Origin of the sequence: Stenotrophomonas sp. (assembly GCF_050737575.1) — a bacterium.
Taxonomy (GTDB): domain Bacteria; phylum Pseudomonadota; class Gammaproteobacteria; order Xanthomonadales; family Xanthomonadaceae; genus Stenotrophomonas.
Window position 1 is genome coordinate 135,645 of the sequence record NZ_JBOHXW010000003.1, and the last position, 17,039, is coordinate 152,683.

Here is a 17,039-nt window from a genome sequence, read left to right on the forward strand (position 1 = left end):
AGCGCGTCAGCGTTACCGAGTGCTCCGGCTCAACCGCCAACCGCCGCCTTCAACTCCGCCAACTGCTCCTGCAACTCAGCGACCGTGGCTTCCAACTGCTGCACGCGGGCTTCCAGCGCGCTGTTGCCTGCAGCGCCCGCTGCAGCCGGCGCCGACTTATAGGTCTCGGCCAACGCATCCATGTCCAGCGGGCCGCACATCAGGTGCATGTAGCGGTCTTCGCGCTGACCGCTGGCGCGCGGCAGTTGGGCGACCAGGCCGCGCTGCTGCAGACGTTCGAGTTGGTGGCGCAGGTCGGCGGCGTCGGCGAATTTCGCCATGCGCTCGCTGCGGGTGGTCAGTTCGCCGATGGTCTGCGGGCCGCGCAGCAACAGCAGGCCGAGCAGGGCCACGCGCTGGCGTGACAGATCGAGCTTGGTGCCGGCCAGGTGCTCGTAGCGCTCGGCGCGCGAGGAGAAGTGCTGGCGCGCCAGGCCCAGGTTTTCCAGCTGGCGCAGCGCGTGCTGCACTTTGCCGGTCTCCAGATTCATCAGCGGCTCGCGCGCGGTCTTCTGGTTGGCGGCCACCTGGGTGGCGTTGACGGTGAGCGGGTAGGCGTCCGGGGTGGTGGCCTCCTTCTCGATCAGGCAGCCCAGCACGCGCGCTTGGGTGGCGTCGAGAATGGGGAAGGTGGGGGCTTGCAGGCTGTCGTCGGTCATCGTCGCTGTTCCGTCACGCGGGGGCGCAAGGATAGCCGAGGGGACGAAACCGGGGTCAGAGTCGGGTTTCCCGGTTCTTCCCCGGAACACGAAACCCGACTCTGACCCCGGTTTTCCCTGCGTCGGGGCGGCTCGGGCGGGGAGCCGGTAAACTTGCCGGGTTTTGGAAGATTCCCGGTAGTTCCCATGTCCCGATTCCCTGCCTTCACCCTGCTCGCCGGCGCTGTGCTGTCGCTGGCCGCTTGCAGTTCGCCCGCCCGCCTGACGCGCGTTTCACCGCCGCCGGCCCCGGTTGAGGCCGCGCCGGCCAATGGCGCCAACGACAACCTCAATGCCGTGTTGTGGGTGCAGCGTTCGCAGGAATACCGCGCCAGCACGCTGCAGACCTGGGCAATGGCCGCCGCACAACTGGATCGTGCATTGGCCGATCCGACCTGGACCGCGCTGTTGCCGGACGAAGGCGGTAACCATCAGTCGGGCAAGCTGAAGCCGGCCGTGGTGGTGGATGTGGACGAAACCGTGCTCGACAACTCGCCCTATCAGGCGCGCCTGGTGCGCGACGGCAGCAGCTACAACGACGCCACCTGGGAAGCATGGGTGGACGAGCAGAAGGCCGAGCCGGTGCCCGGCGCGGTGCAGTTCGCGCAGGCCGCTGCAGCCAAGGGCGTGACCATGATCTACATCAGCAACCGCACCGCGGCGATGAAGGACGTGACCATCGCCAACCTGCGCAAGGTGGGTTTGCCGGTGGCCGATGACAGCGTTTACCTCGGCCTGGGCACGCCGGTGCCGGGCTGCACCGAACACGGCAGCGAGAAGGGTTGCCGCCGCCAGCTGGTGGCGCAGAACTACCGCGTGCTGATGCAGGTGGGCGACCAGTTCACCGATTTCCTGCAGGTCGAGGACAACACCCTGGCCGCGCGCGACGCGCTGCTGGACAAGCACCAGCGTTGGATCGGCTCGCGCTGGTGGATCCTGCCCAACCCCACCTACGGTGGCTGGGAAGGCGCAGCGATCAACAACGCCTGGTCGTTGCCGGCCGACAAGCGCAACGCCGCCAAGCGTGACGCGCTGGAGGTGGCCCGATGAGCCGCGCCCCGCTGCCGCTGCGCAATGACGAGAAGCTGATCTTCGCCCTGGATGTGCCGAGCAAAGTGCAGGCCATGGAATGGGTGGATCGCTTGGGCGATGCGGTGTCGTTCTACAAGATCGGCATGGAGCTGCTGGCCTCCGGCGAGTATTTCGACGTGCTGGATGAACTGGCCAAGCGCGACAAGCGCGTGTTCGTTGACCTCAAATTCTTCGACATTCCCGCCACGATTGGCGGCGTTATCCGCCGTTTGTCGCAGTGGCCGGTGAGCTACTGCACCATCCACGGCTGGCACCCGGCGATGATGGAAGCCGCCGCCGCGGCCAACACCTCGGACATGCGCCTGCTGGCGGTGACCGTGCTGACCTCGATGGGTCGCCCGGATCTGGCGCAGATGGGCATCGACCGCGAGCCGGTGGACGTGGTGGTCGAGCGCGCGCTGGCCGCGCAGCGTGCCGGCATTGATGGCGTCATCGCCTCGGGCCAGGAAGCGGCGCCGATCCGTGCTGCTACCGGCGCGGGTTTTTCCATCGTCTGCCCGGGTATTCGCCCCGGTGGCCCGGTCGGCGACGACCAGCAACGCACGGTGGGCGTGGCCGAGGCCTTTGCTGACGGTGCAGATGCCATCGTGGTTGGCCGACCGATCCGGCTGGCTGCCGATCCGCGCGCTGCCGCGCGGTTGATTCAGAAGGAAATTTCAGATTCATTTCAATAAAATCAATCACTTGAATCATTGTTTATCAAGTGTTGCTTTAACTGAATTCGACGCGTAGGCTAGCCCTCGTCCGGCTCTGCCGGCATGCGTCAAACCAGTCCACCGGCCTTGTGCCGGCTTGAGGAGGTCTGTCACCGGCAACGGGGCGGCCTCTTTTTTTTGGCCTCGGCTCTGGATTCCCCACCGTGACGGCCATGCTTGCTGCTGTCATCGGGCTGGCCTCAAGATGCTTCGGCCTTTGGGGAGGATCGCCGCACCATGCAACGCCGTTCATTACGTGCCTGCCAACACCTCGTGCTGCTGACACTCTGCACGACCGCGCTGCTCATCGCGTGCAAGCGCGATGTCGAACCGCTGCCCGGCGCGGCCACCGAGCCCGCCGCTGCCGTGCGCCAACTGGCCAAGCACCTGCAGGACAACGACCTGGTCGGCTACGCCCGCGCGGCAGTGCCGCCGGCGCAGTACGCCGAGCTGGAAGCGGCCTGGGCGCAGGGTCACAGCCGCTGGCCGCTGACCGAGCTGCCGCTGGACGAAAAACTTCCCGGCCTGCTGGCGACGCTTTCCGAAAAGAACGCCGAGCAACAGTTGCAGCGTGCCTTCAAGGCGCAGCTGGAAGGCCAGGCCGCCAGCGTGCGCCAGGCCGCGCATTCGCTGGAGCTGTTCGGCGTGCAGTACATCACCCATCAAGGCGACTACAGCCCGGCCGAGCGCGCGCATTACGTGCAACTGGTCACCGCGCTCAGTGGGTGGGCGCAGGCCGCGCCGCTGTCCGATCCCAACCTGGCCAAGACCAACATCGCCACGCTTACCGCCGCCGCCCGCGCCACCGGCCTGGCCGGCGAGGAGGCCTTTCAGGCGGCAGGCATGACCGGCACCCTGCAGAAATTGGCGCCGTTCACCGCTGCGACCAAGCAGGTGTTGGCCAGCTACGGTTTGGTGCTGGATGACAGCATCAGCCAGATGCGTACCGGCCTGGTCTCCCAGAACGGCGACAAGGCCACCGTGCGCGTGCAATACCCGCTGGCCGGCAAAGACGTCGATCTGCAGTTGGAGTTGGTGCGGCGGGACAAGCGTTGGTACCCGGCACGCACACTGAGCGAAGTGGACGCCCTGTTGACCAGCGCCCGTGCCGCCGAACAGGTCAAAGCCCAGGCTGCGGCCGATGAAGCCGCACTTTCCGAAGCACCGGCGCAGGACGCTCCGGGCAACGCGGACGCATCGGCTAAGCCATAATGCCGCCGATGTCGAAACAGAAATCCCAGCCCGACCAGGGCGAACTGCTGCCGCCGGACGACGCCAATGCGTCGGCCGCCTCTCCTGCTGCCATCGTGCCGGGCCAGTCCGCACGCGGGTCGCATGCCCGTGCCGCTGGCCGCCGCCCGCTGTGGGCGCGCCTGCTCGGCCGGTTGATCGAGCCCTGGCTGGGCTTGAAGATCGAACCCGAACAAGCCGGCGAATACGACGACGGCCGCCCGGTGGTGTACGTGCTGGAGAACTACGGCCTGTCCAACGCGCTCATCCTGGACAAGGCCTGCCGCGACGCCGGCCTGCCGTCGCCGCTGGTGCCGCTGGCCGGCGACCCGACCGGGCGCAAGCGCGCCTATGTGGCGTTGTCGCGGCGTTCCAGCAACAGCGCGCTGATCCCCGAACAGCGCGGTGCCAAGACCCACTCCGACTCGCTGGCCAAGCTGCTGCAGGCGCACCGCGCCAACCCGGCGCTGGACATCCACCTGGTGCCGGTGTCGATCTTTGTCGGCCGTGCGCCGGACAAGCAGAGCGGCTGGTTCGCGGTGCTGTTCTCGGAAAACTGGGCGCTGGTGGGCCGCTTCCGCCGCCTGCTCGCGGTGCTGTTGAACGGGCGCGACACCATTGTCCGCTTCGCCCCGCCGGTGTCGCTGCGCAATACCGTGGACGAGGGCCTGGAGCCCGAGCGCACCGTGCGCAAGCTGCAGCGCGTGCTGCGTACCCATTTCCGCCGCATCCGCGAATCGATCATCGGCCCGGATCTGTCCACCCGCCGGCTGCTGGTGGACAAGGTGCTGGAATCGGACTCGGTGCGCGAAGCCATCGCCGTCCAGGCCAAGCGCGACAACTCCAAGCTCACCGACGCCTGGAAGAAGGCGCAGAGCTACGGTTGGGAAATTGCCGCCGACTACTCCACCCCGGTGGTGCGCTCGGCCAGCTTCATGCTCAGCCACGTCTGGAACCGCATCTACGCCGGCGTGCTGGTGCATCACCTGGACAAGTTCAAGGAAGCCGCGCCCGGGCACGAAATCGTCTACGTGCCCAGCCACCGCAGCCACATGGACTACCTGCTGCTGAGCTATCTGTTGTACGACCGCGGCATCGTGCCGCCGCATATCGTGGCCGGCATCAACCTCAACCTGCCGGTGGTCGGCACGCTGCTGCGCAAGGGCGGCGCGTTCTTCATCCGCCGCTCGATCAAGGGCAATGCGCTGTATTCGGCGGTGCTCAGCGAGTACGTCGCGCAGTTGGTGGCGGGCGGTTATTCGATTGAATATTTCGTCGAAGGCGGGCGCTCGCGTACCGGCCGTCTGCTGCAGCCCAAGGGCGGCATGATTTCGATGACGCTGCGCGCGTTCCTGCGCCAGCCGCGCAAGCCGGTGCTGTTCCAGCCCATCTACATCGGCTACGAAAAGCTGATGGAGGGCAACAGCTATCTGGACGAGCTGACCGGTCGGCCGAAGGAAAAGGAATCGATCTGGGCGCTGCTGTGGGGCATTCCCAAGGTGCTCAAGCAGAACTTCGGCCAGGTGGTGGTGAACTTCGGCGAGCCCATCGCGTTGAACGATGTGCTGGCCCACAAAGCCCCCGAATGGGACGGACAGCCGATTGCCGAAGACGAGAAACCGAGCTGGTTGTCGGGCACCGTCGATACGCTGGCCGAGCAGATCCAGGTGCGCATCAACGCCGCCGCCGACGTCAACCCGATCAACCTGCTGGCGCTGGCATTGCTGTCCACACCCAAGCACGCGATGGGTGAGGCCGATTTGATCGCGCAGATCGAGTTGAGCAAGAAGCTGTTGGTGGAAATGCCGTACTCCGACCGCGTCACGGTCACCCCGCATTCGCCCGAGCGCATCATTGCCCACGCCGAGGAAATCAACGTCCTCACCCGGGTCAAGCACCCGCTGGGCGACGTGCTGAGCGTGAGCGGCGACACCGCGGTGTTGCTCAGCTATTTCCGCAACAACGTGCTGCACCTGTTCACCGCGTCGTCGTGGGTGGCGTGCTGTTTCCAGAACAATCGCCGCATGAGCCGTGGCGGCTTGCTGCGACTGGGCCGTGGTTTGTATCCGTTCCTGCAGGCCGAGTTGTTCCTGCCGTGGAGCGAGGACGAATTCGCCGCGCGCATCGACCAGACCATCAACGTGTTCGTGCGCGAAGGCTTGCTGCAGCACGTCGGCGAAGACGATGGCGGCATGCTTGCGCGCAGCACCGGCCAGACCGATGAAGTGTTCCGCCTGCGTGCCATCGGCCATTCGCTGCAGCAGGCATTCGAGCGCTATTACATCGCCATCTCGGTGCTGGTGAAGAATGGCCCGGGCACGCTCGGCGCCGCCGAACTGGAAAGCCTGTGCCAACAGGCCGCACAGCGCCTGAGCCTGCTGTATGCACCGGCTGCACCGGAATTCTTCGACAAGTCGCTGTTCCGTGGCTTCATCCAGAAGATGCGCGAACTGCGCCTGGTATGGCCGGACGAGAACAGCAAACTGCTGTTCGACGACCGCCTCGATGCCTGGGCCAAGGACGCCAAGTTCATCCTCGGCCGCGAACTGCGCCACACCATCGAGCGTGTGAGCCCGGAGGCAGTGAAGCCGGCGGAGCCGCCGGTTTCGTAAAACGACGCAATCGCCGGAAGAAAGCATCCAGCAGATTCAGAAGGCGATGACGCCGAAGCTGAGCAAGGGCAAGCCCAAAGGCGAGTGAGTTGCCTTCATCTGGCCTTGCCAATCAATCGTTTGGATCAAAGGGGGGGGGGCAATTTGCCCCCCCTTCCCGTTGCTGGATCAGGAGCAGGCGCGATGTGACTGGCCTTGGGCCAGACGCCGTGCAACCGCTCCGCTCCGAACCCGCACTTCCCCAATCCCCAATCCCCAATCCCCAATCCCCAATCCCCAATCCCCAATCCCCAATCCCCAATCCCCAATCTGTTGCGAAATTGCCTGTGGTACGTCGGTTGAAAACAGCGCCTGCTTTGCCACGTGTTCCGCCCCGGGGCCGTTGACCGGCAGCACGGATCAGTCGCAGCGGGCGTCGGTCATCTGGATCTCCACCTGCGCCGGGGCGCAAGCCATCGCACCGATACGGATGCGGTCGTCCTGTCCGCAGCCGGCGCCGCCGTAGCGGGCGTGTTTGAAGCGCGTTCGGCGGGCGGATGCGCTGCCGCGGCAGCGCGCTTCAAAGTTGACACTGCAGCCGCTGCGCGATGGTGTTGCACCGCGCAGGTACAGGATCGCTTTGCCGCCGCCTGCGCAGGACGTGGCGGTGCCCCGGAATGTCTCGCGCAGGTTTTGTTCGACCAGACGTTGCTGTTGTAGCGGCGTCGGTTGCATGGCTGACATGGAGTGCTTGCGGTTTGAATCGACGCGATGCGGCAGCGCCTGTGCATTGGCTGCTGTATCGCCTTCAGTGGTGTTGCGCGGATTGTTCTGCTCCCACCACAACGGCGCATCGAGCACTTGCAGCGGCGTGGCCGCTGTCAGCGTCAGCAGTGCGGTCAATACGATGGGATTGCGCTTGCTCGTCATATGCCGAGTCCATTCCCTGTTGTTGCGTCACAACCGGAAAACAGGTTGTGGCAGGCGATTCCATTCACCGATCCTGAAGCGTGCCGTAGTACCCATGTTTCCCCCTGGTGCGCTGCGTGGCCGAGGCCGCGCGTTCCGCCATGAACGCCGCCACCCGTCTTCCACCGAGCGGGCGGCAGCTGCCAGCCATCGCAGTTGATCGCAACCGGAAAAATGGGAACACTCCCAGCCGGGGCTTGACAGGGGGTTGTCATGCAAAAACGCACGCGGCGGGTGGGGCCGGCGCAACCGAGTGGCAAGACTGTGTCGCGTACCTGCTGCGGCCGCGCGGCGGGTTCAGCGGGGGTGCCGCATGTCCGTTAAGCCACGGCTGGAAGACCTGCTGGAACCGCTCTACGCCTCGGTACTCGACCTCTCCGCGCTGGACACCTTCAACCAGCGCTTGGCCGACGCCACCGACAGCCCCATCACCGGGGTGCTCATCCACGATGTTGCCGCCGGCAAGGGCCAGGTCAGCCATATCCATGGCGTGGACAACGCGCACATGGCGAGCCTGCTGGCCGAGCTGGACCTGCGTGACGATCCGTGGATGAAGCGGGTGACGCCGCAGCTGGCGATTGGCCGGGTGCTGGATACCGAAGACATGCTGCCGCGCCGCGAAGCGCTGCGCAGCGGCTTCTACAACGCCTATTACCGGCAGTTGGGCATCGTCCAGCAGGTGGCTGCCGTAGGCCTGTACGACGGCGTCAGTTCGGTGACCTTGTCGCTGTGCCACGGCGACATCAAGCGTGCCTACGGCGAAGCCGAGCTGGGCCTGCTGCGCGCGCTGACGCCGCATTGGATCAACGCCTACGCCATGCTCCGCCGCATCGGTGGCCTGCAGCAGCAGGTGAGCACGCTGGAGCAGGCGTTGGAGCACTCACCGGTGGCGATGTTCATGCTCAATGCCGCGCTGCATATCTGCCGTACCAATGCCGCCGCCGAGTCCCTGCTCGGCAGTGGCCTGCTCCGGCGTGACGCCGGCGCACTGGCGGTGAATGGACGTGCGCACGCCAGCCTGCAGGCATTGCTGCAACGTGCATTGCGCGGCGCCAGCCTGCTGGTGGGGGGCGATGTCGAGAAGCTGGTCCTGCATGACGCCAATGACCGCCCCGCGCTGGTGATGACGGCCCACCGGCTACCGGCCGCCGCCATGCAGGAGTCAGGGGAGCTGCTGGTGTTCGCGCGCGAAGTGAACCAGGCACCGGTCTCGCAGGAACCCACCCTGCAGCGCCTGTTCGGCCTGACTGCGGCCGAGGCGCGGCTGGCCTTGGCGCTCTATCGGCATGCCGACGTCGCCGCCGCCGCGCGCGAATGCGGCATCACCCCCGGCACGGCGCTGGGCCGGCTGAAAACCATCTATGACAAGACCGGCGAACATGGCCAGGTGAGTCTGGTTCGCCTGATTGCGGCGGTGATCACCGCCAGTAGCGGCTGATTGCCGCCGCAGCTGTGTGGTGCGGCGATCTGGATCACAGCCTGCGTTCCGGAAAGGCCGTGACCAGATACTGAAGGAAGGCGGCCACCTTCGGGCTGACCAGGCGCCGTGAGGCGTGCAGGGCCCACAGTTCAACGGCGTCTTCGATGTCGGCATTCCAGACCGACAAGCGGCCCGCATCCACCGCGTCGCGGACGATGGAAGAAGGGAGGCACGCCGCGCCGGCACCGGCCAACACCGCCTCGCGCACCATCAGCAAGGAGGACAGCCGCAGCCGGAAATCGGGGGCCACCTGCCAACGCTGGCCGCCGCGCTCCACCTGCCAGCCGGCCGGACGTGGCAGCCCCAGCATGGCGACCGCGGCAACGCTAGCGGGGCTGCCATCGGCCTGCGGAGGCGGTGGCAGCAACCCGGGGGCGGCCACCAGCCACATCCGGTCGCGGGCGAAACAGCGGCCCACCAGTTCGCTGTCCGGTTGTGGATTGACCCGGATGGCGATGTCGTAGCCGTCTTCCACCAAGTCCACGCGACGGTCTTCGCCGACCAGCTCCAACTGCACCTGCTGATGGAGCTTGGCGAAGCCGGCGGCGATGCGGCCGCCGAACGTGGTGGCAAACAGCGTCGGTGCGCTGATCCGCAGCAGGCCCCGTGGGGCGGTGTTGCCGGAGACCAGCGATTGCCCGACCTCTTCGATCTCCCGCACCAATGCGCGGGTGCGCTCGAACAGCGCGCGGCCGTCTTCGGTCAGGTGCAGCGCGTGCTGGCCACGCTCAAGCAGGCGCAGGCCGAGCGATTGCTCCAGCGCACGCACCCGGCGCGACAGCGTGGCCTTGGGCCGCCCGGTGTCGCGGCTGGCCCGGCTGAAGCTGCCGGCATCGACAACCAGGTGGAAATCGACCAGCGCGGAAAGATCCATGGCTCATTTTCGAGACGGGGTGTCCAAAGATTATGGCTATCGGATCATTTTCGATACATCCAAGCTGGCGGTCCTGCCCTCGGCAACCTATCGGAAACCCGCCATGAAGCGTTTGTGGAACCCCGTTCAACTTGGCCGGCTGCAACTGCCCAATCGTCTGGCCATGGCCCCGCTCACCCGTTCCCGCGCCTTGGCCGATGGCACGCCGGCACCCTTGGCGGCGCAGTACTACGCGCAACGTGCCGGCTTCGGGCTGATTGTGTCCGAAGGGACGCAGCCCTCGGCCGACGGCCAGGGCTACCCGGGCTCGCCGGGCATGCACAGCGCCGGGCATGTTGCCGGCTGGGCAGCCGTGACCCGCGCCGTGCATGACGCCGGCGGGCACCTGTTCATCCAGTTGATGCACGCCGGCCGCATGGCGCACCCGGACAACACCCCGCATCACCGCCAGCCGGTCGCACCCTCGGCCATCGCACCGGGCGAGCAGATGTTCACGCTCGGCGGGATGAAGGACATTCCCACGCCGCGCGCGCTGTCGCGGGCGGAGATCCAGACCACGGTGGACGACCATGCGCGCGCGGCAACGCGGGCGATGGAAGCCGGTGCCGATGGCGTGGAGATCCATGCCGCCAATGGCTATCTGATCCAGCAGTTTCTGTCGCCCAATGCCAACCAGCGGACCGACGCCTATGGCGGTGGCGTCGCCCAGCGTGTGCGGTTTGCGCTGGAAGTGGTGGAGGCGGTAACCGCCGCCATCGGTGCGGACCGCACCGGCATCCGCCTGTCACCCGGGTCGCGTTTGGGCGGCATCAATGAAGGCGCCGAGCGCGATCCGCTGTATCACCACCTGGTTTCGGAACTGGCGCGGTATCCCTTGGCGTACCTGCACCTGGCCCATGGTGGCGATGACACGCTGCTGGCCGAACTGCGCCGCCGCTGGCCGGGCACCTTGATCGTCAACCGGGTCAATCGCCCCTTGCAGGCCGTGGCCGACGACATTGATGCCGGGCTGGCCGACATGGCGTCGGTGGGGCGTTGGGCGCTGGCCAATCCGGACCTGGTGGCCCGGCTGCGCAGCGGTGCGCCGCTCAACGAGGCCGACCCGAGCACGTTCTATGGCGGTGGTGCGCGCGGCTACACCGACTATCCGTTCCTTCAAACCGCATTGCTGGCCAGTGCCTGAGCCCCGGAGTTGATTGCCATGCCCAGTTTTTCCACGTCGGATGGGACGCAGATTTTCTTTACCGATTCCGGCCAGGGGCGCGCGGTGGTGTTGCTGCACGGCTGGCCGCTGTCATCGGCCATGTGGGAGCGGCAGGCCATGCTGCTGGCACAACAGGGCTACCGGGTGATCTGCCCCGACCGGCGCGGCTTTGGTCGCTCGGACCAGCCCTGGCTCGGCTATGGCTATGACCGCCTTGCCGATGATTTGCAGGAACTGCTGGAGCACCTGGACCTGCATGAAGTCACGCTGGTGGGTTTTTCGATGGCCAGCGGCGAAGTCATCCGCCATCAGGCGCGGCATGGTCACGCCCGCGTCGCCCAGGTGGTTCTGATGGCCGGCACCGCACCGTTGCTGGCACAGCGCCCGGACAACCCGGAAGGCGTGGCAACGGCCGTATTGGATGGCCTGCTGGCCGCGCTTGCGCATGATCGCCCCGGCGTACTGAAACAGTTGGCCGATGACTTCCTGGGCGGTGATGGCGCCCCGCCGCCCAGCGATGTCGCTCACCAGTGGTACATGGCAATGGCATTGCAGGCATCGGCGCGGGCCACGAGCGAGGCGGCACGCAGCTGGTTCAACACCGATCTGCGTGCGGATCTGGCGCGCATCAAGGTGCCGACGCTGGTGATGCATGGCGGCGCCGATGCCAGCGTGCCGGCAACGCTGAGCGGGCGGGTGAGCGCTGCGGGCATCGCCGGTGCGCGTTACATCGAATATCCGCAGGCCGGCCATGCGCTGGTCATCAGCCGGCGCGCGCAGGTGGAGGCGGATCTTCTGCAATTCCTGGAGGAGTGGACTGCCGGTGCGACGCCGGCAGCCCTTCAGGGCAATCGGGCTGGACTCAGGCCGGCTCGTCCGGAATCAGCAGGCTTTCCAGCTTGATGATGCAGTCCTTGAGCTGCAGCTTGCGACGCTTCAGGCGCTTGGCTTCCAGATCATCGTCCAGGTTGGCGGCGAGGCGTGCGATGCGCTCATCCAGGCTGCGGTGCTCGGCCCGCAGCTCGGCGATGCGCTGGTGCAGTTCATTGGCTGGCGGCAGGTTGGACATGCCGCCAGCTTAGCCGCTCAGGGTGACCAGTTGACATACACCGGGTTGCCCAGCATCAGCAGGCTGCCATCGGCGGCACGCGCGTCCACCCGCAGCCAATGACGCTTGCCGTCCGAACGCCAGCGCAGGCTCGCTTGCTGGCTGCCGTCGTCGCCGGATTCCAAAGCGGCGCGGTGGCGCTTTCCATCGACGATGAACTCCAACTGCACCGGCTGTGGATAGTCCAGCGAGGTGCGCAGGGTCGCCCATTGCCCGGCAGCCAGTGCCAGTTCCTGGCCCATGTCGGCGCCGCGCCCATCGTCGGTTTCCAGGCGCAGGTCCAGGCGGCTGCCGCGTGCATTGCGCACGTCCACCACCACGCGCCCCTGCCGGATGCCGGCCAGCAAGGCTTCGCGTGACAGCCCCTCGGCATGCACCAGCGTGGCCGGCAACCCGATCGGTGACGGGCCATCGGCCGGCCCCGGGTTGTGGCTGTCGCTGCCGCCGACTGCGGTCATGCGGTGGCCCTGCTGCAGTTGCTGCTCCCAGAAGCCAACCCCGGCGCGCGGGCCGTCGGCCTGGGTGCTGTTGACCACTTCCACCGCGTGCACGCCCGTCATGTCCACCGGCTTGGCCGGCGTCCAGCCGCATCCCATGCAGTCCTCGCCGGAGGACAGCGCCGGATGGTTGATCGAGAACACCGCGCCGCTGTCGGCCACCTGGCGCAGTACCGGGTTCCAGTCCGGCAGCGTGTCGCCCAGCCGGAACGGCACCGGGCCATTGACGCCAAACACGTTGGCGTGGCCCTGGAAGGTGGTGACCTCCATGCCCGGGATCAGCAGCAGGCGGTCGAACCAGGGCTGGTGGCGCACCAGTTCTTCCAGATGCGCGACCGAGTTGTGCTCGGTGACCACGACAAAATCCAGACCCTGCCGCACCGCTGCCTGCAGGCTCAGGAACAACGGGCAGGGCACCTTGTTGCCCTGCTGGCTGCTGCAGCTGCCGTCGCTGTGGGTGCTGTGCATGTGCAGGTCGCCGCGATACCAGCCCGGGCGCTCGGCAAGCACCAGCGCCGGGCGGTCCTTGCCGGCCTGCACGTCGGCCTCGCTCCACAGGGTGACGTCAACCTTGTAGGGCGTGCGCACCTTGCTGCGGATGTTGGGAACACCCAGCAATACGTTCCACTGGCCCGGTGGCAATGCACCGGGCAGGTAACCGCCGGTGGCGTCGTAGCGGGACACCGAGATGGTCGAGCGCGAACCGCCGCTCCAGCCCCGGAAGCCATTGGCGTCGAGCAGCCCCAGGTCGATGACGGTGCGTTCCTTGCTGCCATCGTGCTGCAGCGTGACCGTTACCCGGCCGGTGCCGGCCGGCACCTGGAACGGCAGCTCCAGGTAGCGTTGATGATCCGTGCCGGTCAGCGTGCCCTGCAGGTGCAGGACGTCGGCGGCATGGGCGGAGGTGCTGGCGGCGAGCGCCGCCAGCAGGAGCGGGAACAGGCCGCGCATCAGAAGCGGTACATCACGGCCAGGCGGTAGTTGCGGCCCAGCACCGGCCGGGCGATGAACGCATTGGCGCCGGCATCGCTGCTGGCCAGTTCACCCGCGCGCGGGTTGCCTTCGGTCAGGCCCAGCGAATTGGTGAGGTTGTCGACATAACCGTAGATCGAGAAGCGGTCGGTCAGCTCGTAGCGCGCGCTGAGGTTGAGCAGTTCATAGGACGGCAACCGCACCGAGTTGGCGGTATCGACGAAACGCTCGCCCTGGTGTTCGGCGGCCAGCTGCAGGCGCAGGCGCTGGTCGAGCAGGTTGACGCCGGCAACGGCGCGCAGGCTCAGTTCCGGCACGCGGATCAGCTGGTTGCCGATGAAGTCGCGCAGCACCGGCGCACCATCCACCAGCTCGCTGTAACGCAGGTCGCGATATTGCGCATCCTGCCAGGTGGCGTTGACGCGCAAGTCGAACCAATCGCTCGGGTACCACGCCGTTTCAAGCTCCAGGCCGAAGGTGCGCGTGCTGGCGTAGCCGGTCTCGCGGGTGGACACGCCGGTGTCGGCATTGAAGTGGTAGTTGCTGAAGCCGACGTTGTCGTACTGGGTGTAGAACGCGGTGGCGTAGGCGCTGAACAGCGGGTTGGCGAACTTGAAGCCGACTTCGGCCAGATCCATCGTCTGCGTATCGGCCACGGCGTTGTTGCCGGCCACGCAGGCGGCAACCGTCTCGACCGAAGTGGCGTCGCAGTTGTCGTTGCGGGTGAGGTAGTTGCCCAGGCTGGGCAGGCGGAAGGCCGAGGTCCAGCGGCCGAACAGGCCCATGCTGTCACTGAACTGCCAGTTGGCACCCACCGACCAGCCCAGGTCGTCCGAAGACAGGTCGTGGTTCACGTACAGGCCCGAGCCGGTCAGCATCTGCGAGGTGGCCAGGGTGCCGCCGTTCACGCGTTCGCGGACTTCATTCCAGCCGCTGCTGCTGGCCTTTTCCCAACGCAGGCCGCTGTCGATGCGCAGCTTGTCGTTCACCTGCCACTCGTCGCTGACGTAGAAGGCGTGGCTCTTCTGCTCGCCGGAGGCGTTGTTCCATTCGTAGCCGTAGCGCCACACGCCGTTGTCGCTGAAGGTCTGCAGCACATCGCCGTTGGCATCGAGCGCCACCAGATCCAGCACGCTGGCGTTGTCCTTGGCATCAAGCAGCATCGAGGACGAATAGCGGCGGTAGTCCTCCTTGGTCGATGCCATGTAATAGCCGACGGTGAGGTTGTGCTGCTGGCCACCGATGTCGAAGCTGCGCATCAGGCGGGTGTCGTTGACGAACTCGCGCACCGGGATGTCCAGCCCGCGCAGGCCGGCGGTCACCATCAGCCCATTGCCGTTCTGCCCGGCGATGTCGAAATTGCCGCTGCCGTTGAGGTAGCGCAGGCCCAGCGCGGTGGCGCCCGGCACCGAATTCAACAGGCCTTTCTGCCCGTCCAAGAAACTGGCCGCGGTGCTCAGTGCGTTGGGGAACACGCCGTTGCGGATGGTGTCGGTTTTGCTGAAACGCGCGGACTGCGCCAGTTCCCAGCCACCGCCCAGTTCGGTTTCCAGCTTCAGCGTAAGCTGGTCACGCTTTACGTGGGTGCCTTCGCTGTTGTCGAAATCCCAGCCGCGGCCATCGGCGGTTTTCATCGACAGGTAGCGGGTTTCCGGGCCAGCCAGGGTGCCGTGGTTGCCGTCGAAGCCGGGCACCGCGCGGATGTCACCGTTGCCGTTGGTGTACATCGGGATGCCCAGGTAGAGCGCGACGCGGTCATCCAGGTGTTTGGCGTCGATGCTGAAACGCCCGCCCTCGAATTCCTTGGCCAGGTTGAGCCGGAACTGGCCGCCTTCATTGCCGTTGAAGCCCGGGTCGCGCACGCCGTCTTCCACGCGATAGAAGCCACCGAGCAGCAGTTTCCAGTCGTTGGCCAACGGGCTGCCATAGGCAAAGTCCATGCGGTTCAAACCGCTGTCGCCCACGGTGTACTTGAACACGCCGCTGGCTTCTTCGCCGACCTGGCGCGGGATGAAGTTGATGGCGCCGGCCGGTGCGTTGGAATACATCACCGAGGCCGGCCCGCCACGCACCACTTCCACGCGCTCGATGGTCTCATCCAGGCGGAACGCCTGGTCGCCGTTGAGGTAGCCCAACGCCGGATCGTGCACCACCGGAATACCGTCTTCGAGCAGCGTGACCGAACCAAAGCCATCCACCGGGATGCCGCGCGCACGGATATTGCCACTGGCTTCACCGCCGGAGGCCTCCACCCAGAAACCCGGCACGGATTTGAGTGCCTCGGTGACGCTGGTCGGCGCCTGCATGCGCAGCTGTTCTTCTTCGATATTGGTGATCGAATAGCTGGTTTCGGCCTTGGTGCGGATGCCGGTTCCGCTGCGGCCGGTGACGATCACCGTGTCCAGGTCTTTGGCGGAAGTGGCGGGAGAGGTGGCCGCGTTCTGGGCGAAGGCCGAGGCCGGCATCAGGGCGGAAACAACGAGGGCGCAGCTGACAGCAGAAGCAAGACGATTGCGGAGCACGACGTAATCAACTGTGGAGTGAGGGGAGCCGGGATGCTGTCAGGCGGGGGTGACGAGCCCATGACGCTTTTTTGAAACCTCTGCTGAGGGTCGCTGTGGAGACCGGGGGCAGCCGGTAGAATGCCAACGATGAGTTCGGTCCTTCCCCTGTCTGCACCTGCGCCGCGCACCCGTGATCCGCGCGTGGCCGAGCGTGGGCAGCACAAGCTGGGCAAGCGTCTGCGTCGTCAGGTGGGCCAGGCCATTGCCGACTTCGGCATGATCGAGGCCGGCGACAAGGTGATGGTCTGCCTGTCCGGCGGCAAGGACAGCTACACCTTGCTGGATGTGCTGCTGCAGCTGCAGAAAAAGGCACCGGTGCCGTTCGAGCTGGTGGCGGTGAATCTGGACCAGAAACAGCCGGGCTTCCCGGAACAGGTGCTGCCGGACTACCTGACTGCGCTGGGCGTGCCGTTCCAGATCATCGAGCAGGACACGTATTCCGTGGTCAGCCGCTTGATTCCGGAAGGCAAAACCCTGTGCTCGTTGTGTTCGCGCATGCGTCGCGGCGCGTTGTACAACCACGCCGCGCGCCACGGGTTTACCAAGATCGCGCTGGGCCATCATCGCGATGACCGGGTGGCGACGTTCTTCATGAACCTGTTCCACCACGCCAAGATTTCCAGCATGCCGCCCAAGCTGCTCAGCGATGACGGCAAGCATGTGGTGATCCGCCCGCTGGCGTATGTGAGCGAGAGTGACATCATCGAGTACGCCGCCGCGCGCAACTTTCCCATCATTCCCTGCAACCTGTGCGGCAGCCAGGAAAACCTGCAGCGCAGGCAGGTGGGCGTGATGATGCAGCAGTGGGAGGCGCAACACCCCGGCCGCATCGAGCAGATTTCACGCGCGCTGGGCAACATCCAGCCGTCGCAGATGGCCGATGCCGCGTTGTTCGATTTCATGGCGCTGGGCCGCGGTGACGATGCATCGCGGCCTGATGCGCCGTCGGCGTGGGTTGAAGCTGACCTGCCGGTCGACCAACCTGCTTCTGTCCCGGTGGCTGGAGTTGGCGTACCGCATTAGTTG

General features: G+C 66.2%; 14 protein-coding genes. 8 read left to right on the forward strand and 6 right to left on the reverse strand.

Annotated features, from left to right (window positions below):
• Nucleotides 1-29: 29 nt before the first annotated feature.
• A complete protein-coding gene (locus ACREP4_RS06935; RefSeq protein ID WP_431595443.1) occupies nt 30-698 on the reverse strand; it encodes a YceH family protein in 669 nt (222 codons plus the stop codon).
• Between the two features lie 186 nt (nt 699-884).
• Between ACREP4_RS06935 and ACREP4_RS06940 the strand changes: the two genes are divergently transcribed.
• From ACREP4_RS06940 to plsB, 4 genes are all read left to right on the forward strand, one after another.
• Nucleotides 885-1,787, forward strand: coding sequence for a 5'-nucleotidase, lipoprotein e(P4) family (locus ACREP4_RS06940; protein ID WP_431595444.1), 903 nt, complete (start codon nt 885-887; stop codon nt 1,785-1,787).
• Nucleotides 1,784-2,503 (forward strand): orotidine-5'-phosphate decarboxylase, encoded by a 720-nt coding sequence (pyrF, locus tag ACREP4_RS06945; RefSeq protein WP_431595445.1) that lies wholly within the window; start codon nt 1,784-1,786, stop codon nt 2,501-2,503. Before ACREP4_RS06940 ends, pyrF begins: the two co-directional genes overlap by 4 nt.
• A 258-nt stretch (nt 2,504-2,761) precedes the next feature.
• Nucleotides 2,762-3,736: a hypothetical protein gene (locus tag ACREP4_RS06950; RefSeq protein WP_431595446.1), complete on the forward strand. Its 975-nt coding sequence runs from the start codon at nt 2,762-2,764 to the stop codon at nt 3,734-3,736.
• Nucleotides 3,737-3,744: 8 nt separating this feature from the next.
• Nucleotides 3,745-6,366, forward strand: a complete 2,622-nt coding sequence (plsB, locus tag ACREP4_RS06955) for a glycerol-3-phosphate 1-O-acyltransferase PlsB (protein WP_431595447.1) — start codon at nt 3,745-3,747, stop codon at nt 6,364-6,366.
• 399 nt (nt 6,367-6,765) lie between these two features.
• On the opposite strand, the gene ACREP4_RS06960 is transcribed toward plsB, so the two are convergent.
• A complete protein-coding gene (locus tag ACREP4_RS06960; RefSeq protein WP_431595448.1) occupies nt 6,766-7,275 on the reverse strand; it encodes a hypothetical protein in 510 nt (169 codons plus the stop codon).
• Between the two features lie 352 nt (nt 7,276-7,627).
• On the opposite strand from ACREP4_RS06960, the gene ACREP4_RS06965 reads away from it, so the two are divergent.
• Nucleotides 7,628-8,752, forward strand: coding sequence for a PAS domain-containing protein (locus tag ACREP4_RS06965; protein WP_431595449.1), 1,125 nt, complete (start codon nt 7,628-7,630; stop codon nt 8,750-8,752).
• A 34-nt stretch (nt 8,753-8,786) separates the two neighbouring features.
• Here the strand turns inward: ACREP4_RS06965 and ACREP4_RS06970 are convergent, their stop codons facing one another.
• A complete protein-coding gene (locus ACREP4_RS06970) occupies nt 8,787-9,668 on the reverse strand; it encodes a LysR family transcriptional regulator (RefSeq protein WP_431595450.1) in 882 nt (293 codons plus the stop codon).
• Between the two features lie 103 nt (nt 9,669-9,771).
• On the opposite strand from ACREP4_RS06970, the gene ACREP4_RS06975 reads away from it, so the two are divergent.
• Nucleotides 9,772-10,851 (forward strand): alkene reductase, encoded by a 1,080-nt coding sequence (locus tag ACREP4_RS06975; RefSeq protein ID WP_431595451.1) that lies wholly within the window; start codon nt 9,772-9,774, stop codon nt 10,849-10,851.
• A gap of 18 nt (nt 10,852-10,869) precedes the next feature.
• Entirely contained in the window at nt 10,870-11,775 is a 906-nt protein-coding gene (locus ACREP4_RS06980; RefSeq protein ID WP_431595452.1) for an alpha/beta fold hydrolase, read from the forward strand.
• On the opposite strand, the gene ACREP4_RS06985 is transcribed toward ACREP4_RS06980, so the two are convergent.
• Genes ACREP4_RS06985 through ACREP4_RS06995 form a run of 3 tightly spaced genes read right to left on the reverse strand, consistent with a single transcriptional unit; the run spans nt 11,735 to nt 15,971 of the window.
• Nucleotides 11,735-11,941 (reverse strand): YdcH family protein, encoded by a 207-nt coding sequence (locus ACREP4_RS06985; protein ID WP_431595453.1) that lies wholly within the window; start codon nt 11,939-11,941, stop codon nt 11,735-11,737. The two genes, ACREP4_RS06980 and ACREP4_RS06985, sit on opposite strands and share 41 nt — an antisense overlap.
• Before the next feature lie 17 nt (nt 11,942-11,958).
• Nucleotides 11,959-13,428: a CehA/McbA family metallohydrolase gene (locus tag ACREP4_RS06990; RefSeq protein ID WP_431595454.1), complete on the reverse strand. Its 1,470-nt coding sequence runs from the start codon at nt 13,426-13,428 to the stop codon at nt 11,959-11,961.
• Nucleotides 13,428-15,971 carry a TonB-dependent receptor gene (locus ACREP4_RS06995; RefSeq protein WP_431595455.1) on the reverse strand — a complete coding sequence of 848 codons (2,544 nt, stop codon included), beginning with the start codon at nt 15,969-15,971 and terminating at the stop codon, nt 13,428-13,430. Before ACREP4_RS06995 ends, ACREP4_RS06990 begins: the two co-directional genes overlap by 1 nt.
• A 120-nt stretch (nt 15,972-16,091) precedes the next feature.
• Here ACREP4_RS06995 and ttcA point away from each other — a divergent pair, with 120 nt between their 5' ends.
• The gene (ttcA, locus tag ACREP4_RS07000) at nt 16,092-17,036 is read left to right on the forward strand and encodes a tRNA 2-thiocytidine(32) synthetase TtcA (RefSeq protein WP_431595456.1); all 945 of its coding nucleotides are present in this window, start codon (nt 16,092-16,094) and stop codon (nt 17,034-17,036) included.
• The last annotated feature ends 3 nt before the right edge of the window (nt 17,037-17,039 follow it).

What these genes read in the sequence shown, in the direction of transcription:
- ACREP4_RS06935 (WP_431595443.1), bottom strand. Translation starts at nt 698, where the DNA reads ATGACCGACGACAGCCTGCAAGCCCCCACCTTCCCCATTCTCGACGCC.
- ACREP4_RS06940 (WP_431595444.1), top strand. Translation starts at nt 885, where the DNA reads ATGTCCCGATTCCCTGCCTTCACCCTGCTCGCCGGCGCTGTGCTGTCG.
- pyrF (WP_431595445.1), top strand. Translation starts at nt 1,784, where the DNA reads ATGAGCCGCGCCCCGCTGCCGCTGCGCAATGACGAGAAGCTGATCTTC.
- ACREP4_RS06950 (WP_431595446.1), top strand. Translation starts at nt 2,762, where the DNA reads ATGCAACGCCGTTCATTACGTGCCTGCCAACACCTCGTGCTGCTGACA.
- plsB (WP_431595447.1), top strand. Translation starts at nt 3,745, where the DNA reads ATGTCGAAACAGAAATCCCAGCCCGACCAGGGCGAACTGCTGCCGCCG.
- ACREP4_RS06960 (WP_431595448.1), bottom strand. Translation starts at nt 7,275, where the DNA reads ATGACGAGCAAGCGCAATCCCATCGTATTGACCGCACTGCTGACGCTG.
- ACREP4_RS06965 (WP_431595449.1), top strand. Translation starts at nt 7,628, where the DNA reads ATGTCCGTTAAGCCACGGCTGGAAGACCTGCTGGAACCGCTCTACGCC.
- ACREP4_RS06970 (WP_431595450.1), bottom strand. Translation starts at nt 9,668, where the DNA reads ATGGATCTTTCCGCGCTGGTCGATTTCCACCTGGTTGTCGATGCCGGC.
- ACREP4_RS06975 (WP_431595451.1), top strand. Translation starts at nt 9,772, where the DNA reads ATGAAGCGTTTGTGGAACCCCGTTCAACTTGGCCGGCTGCAACTGCCC.
- ACREP4_RS06980 (WP_431595452.1), top strand. Translation starts at nt 10,870, where the DNA reads ATGCCCAGTTTTTCCACGTCGGATGGGACGCAGATTTTCTTTACCGAT.
- ACREP4_RS06985 (WP_431595453.1), bottom strand. Translation starts at nt 11,941, where the DNA reads ATGTCCAACCTGCCGCCAGCCAATGAACTGCACCAGCGCATCGCCGAG.
- ACREP4_RS06990 (WP_431595454.1), bottom strand. Translation starts at nt 13,428, where the DNA reads ATGCGCGGCCTGTTCCCGCTCCTGCTGGCGGCGCTCGCCGCCAGCACC.
- ttcA (WP_431595456.1), top strand. Translation starts at nt 16,092, where the DNA reads ATGCCAACGATGAGTTCGGTCCTTCCCCTGTCTGCACCTGCGCCGCGC.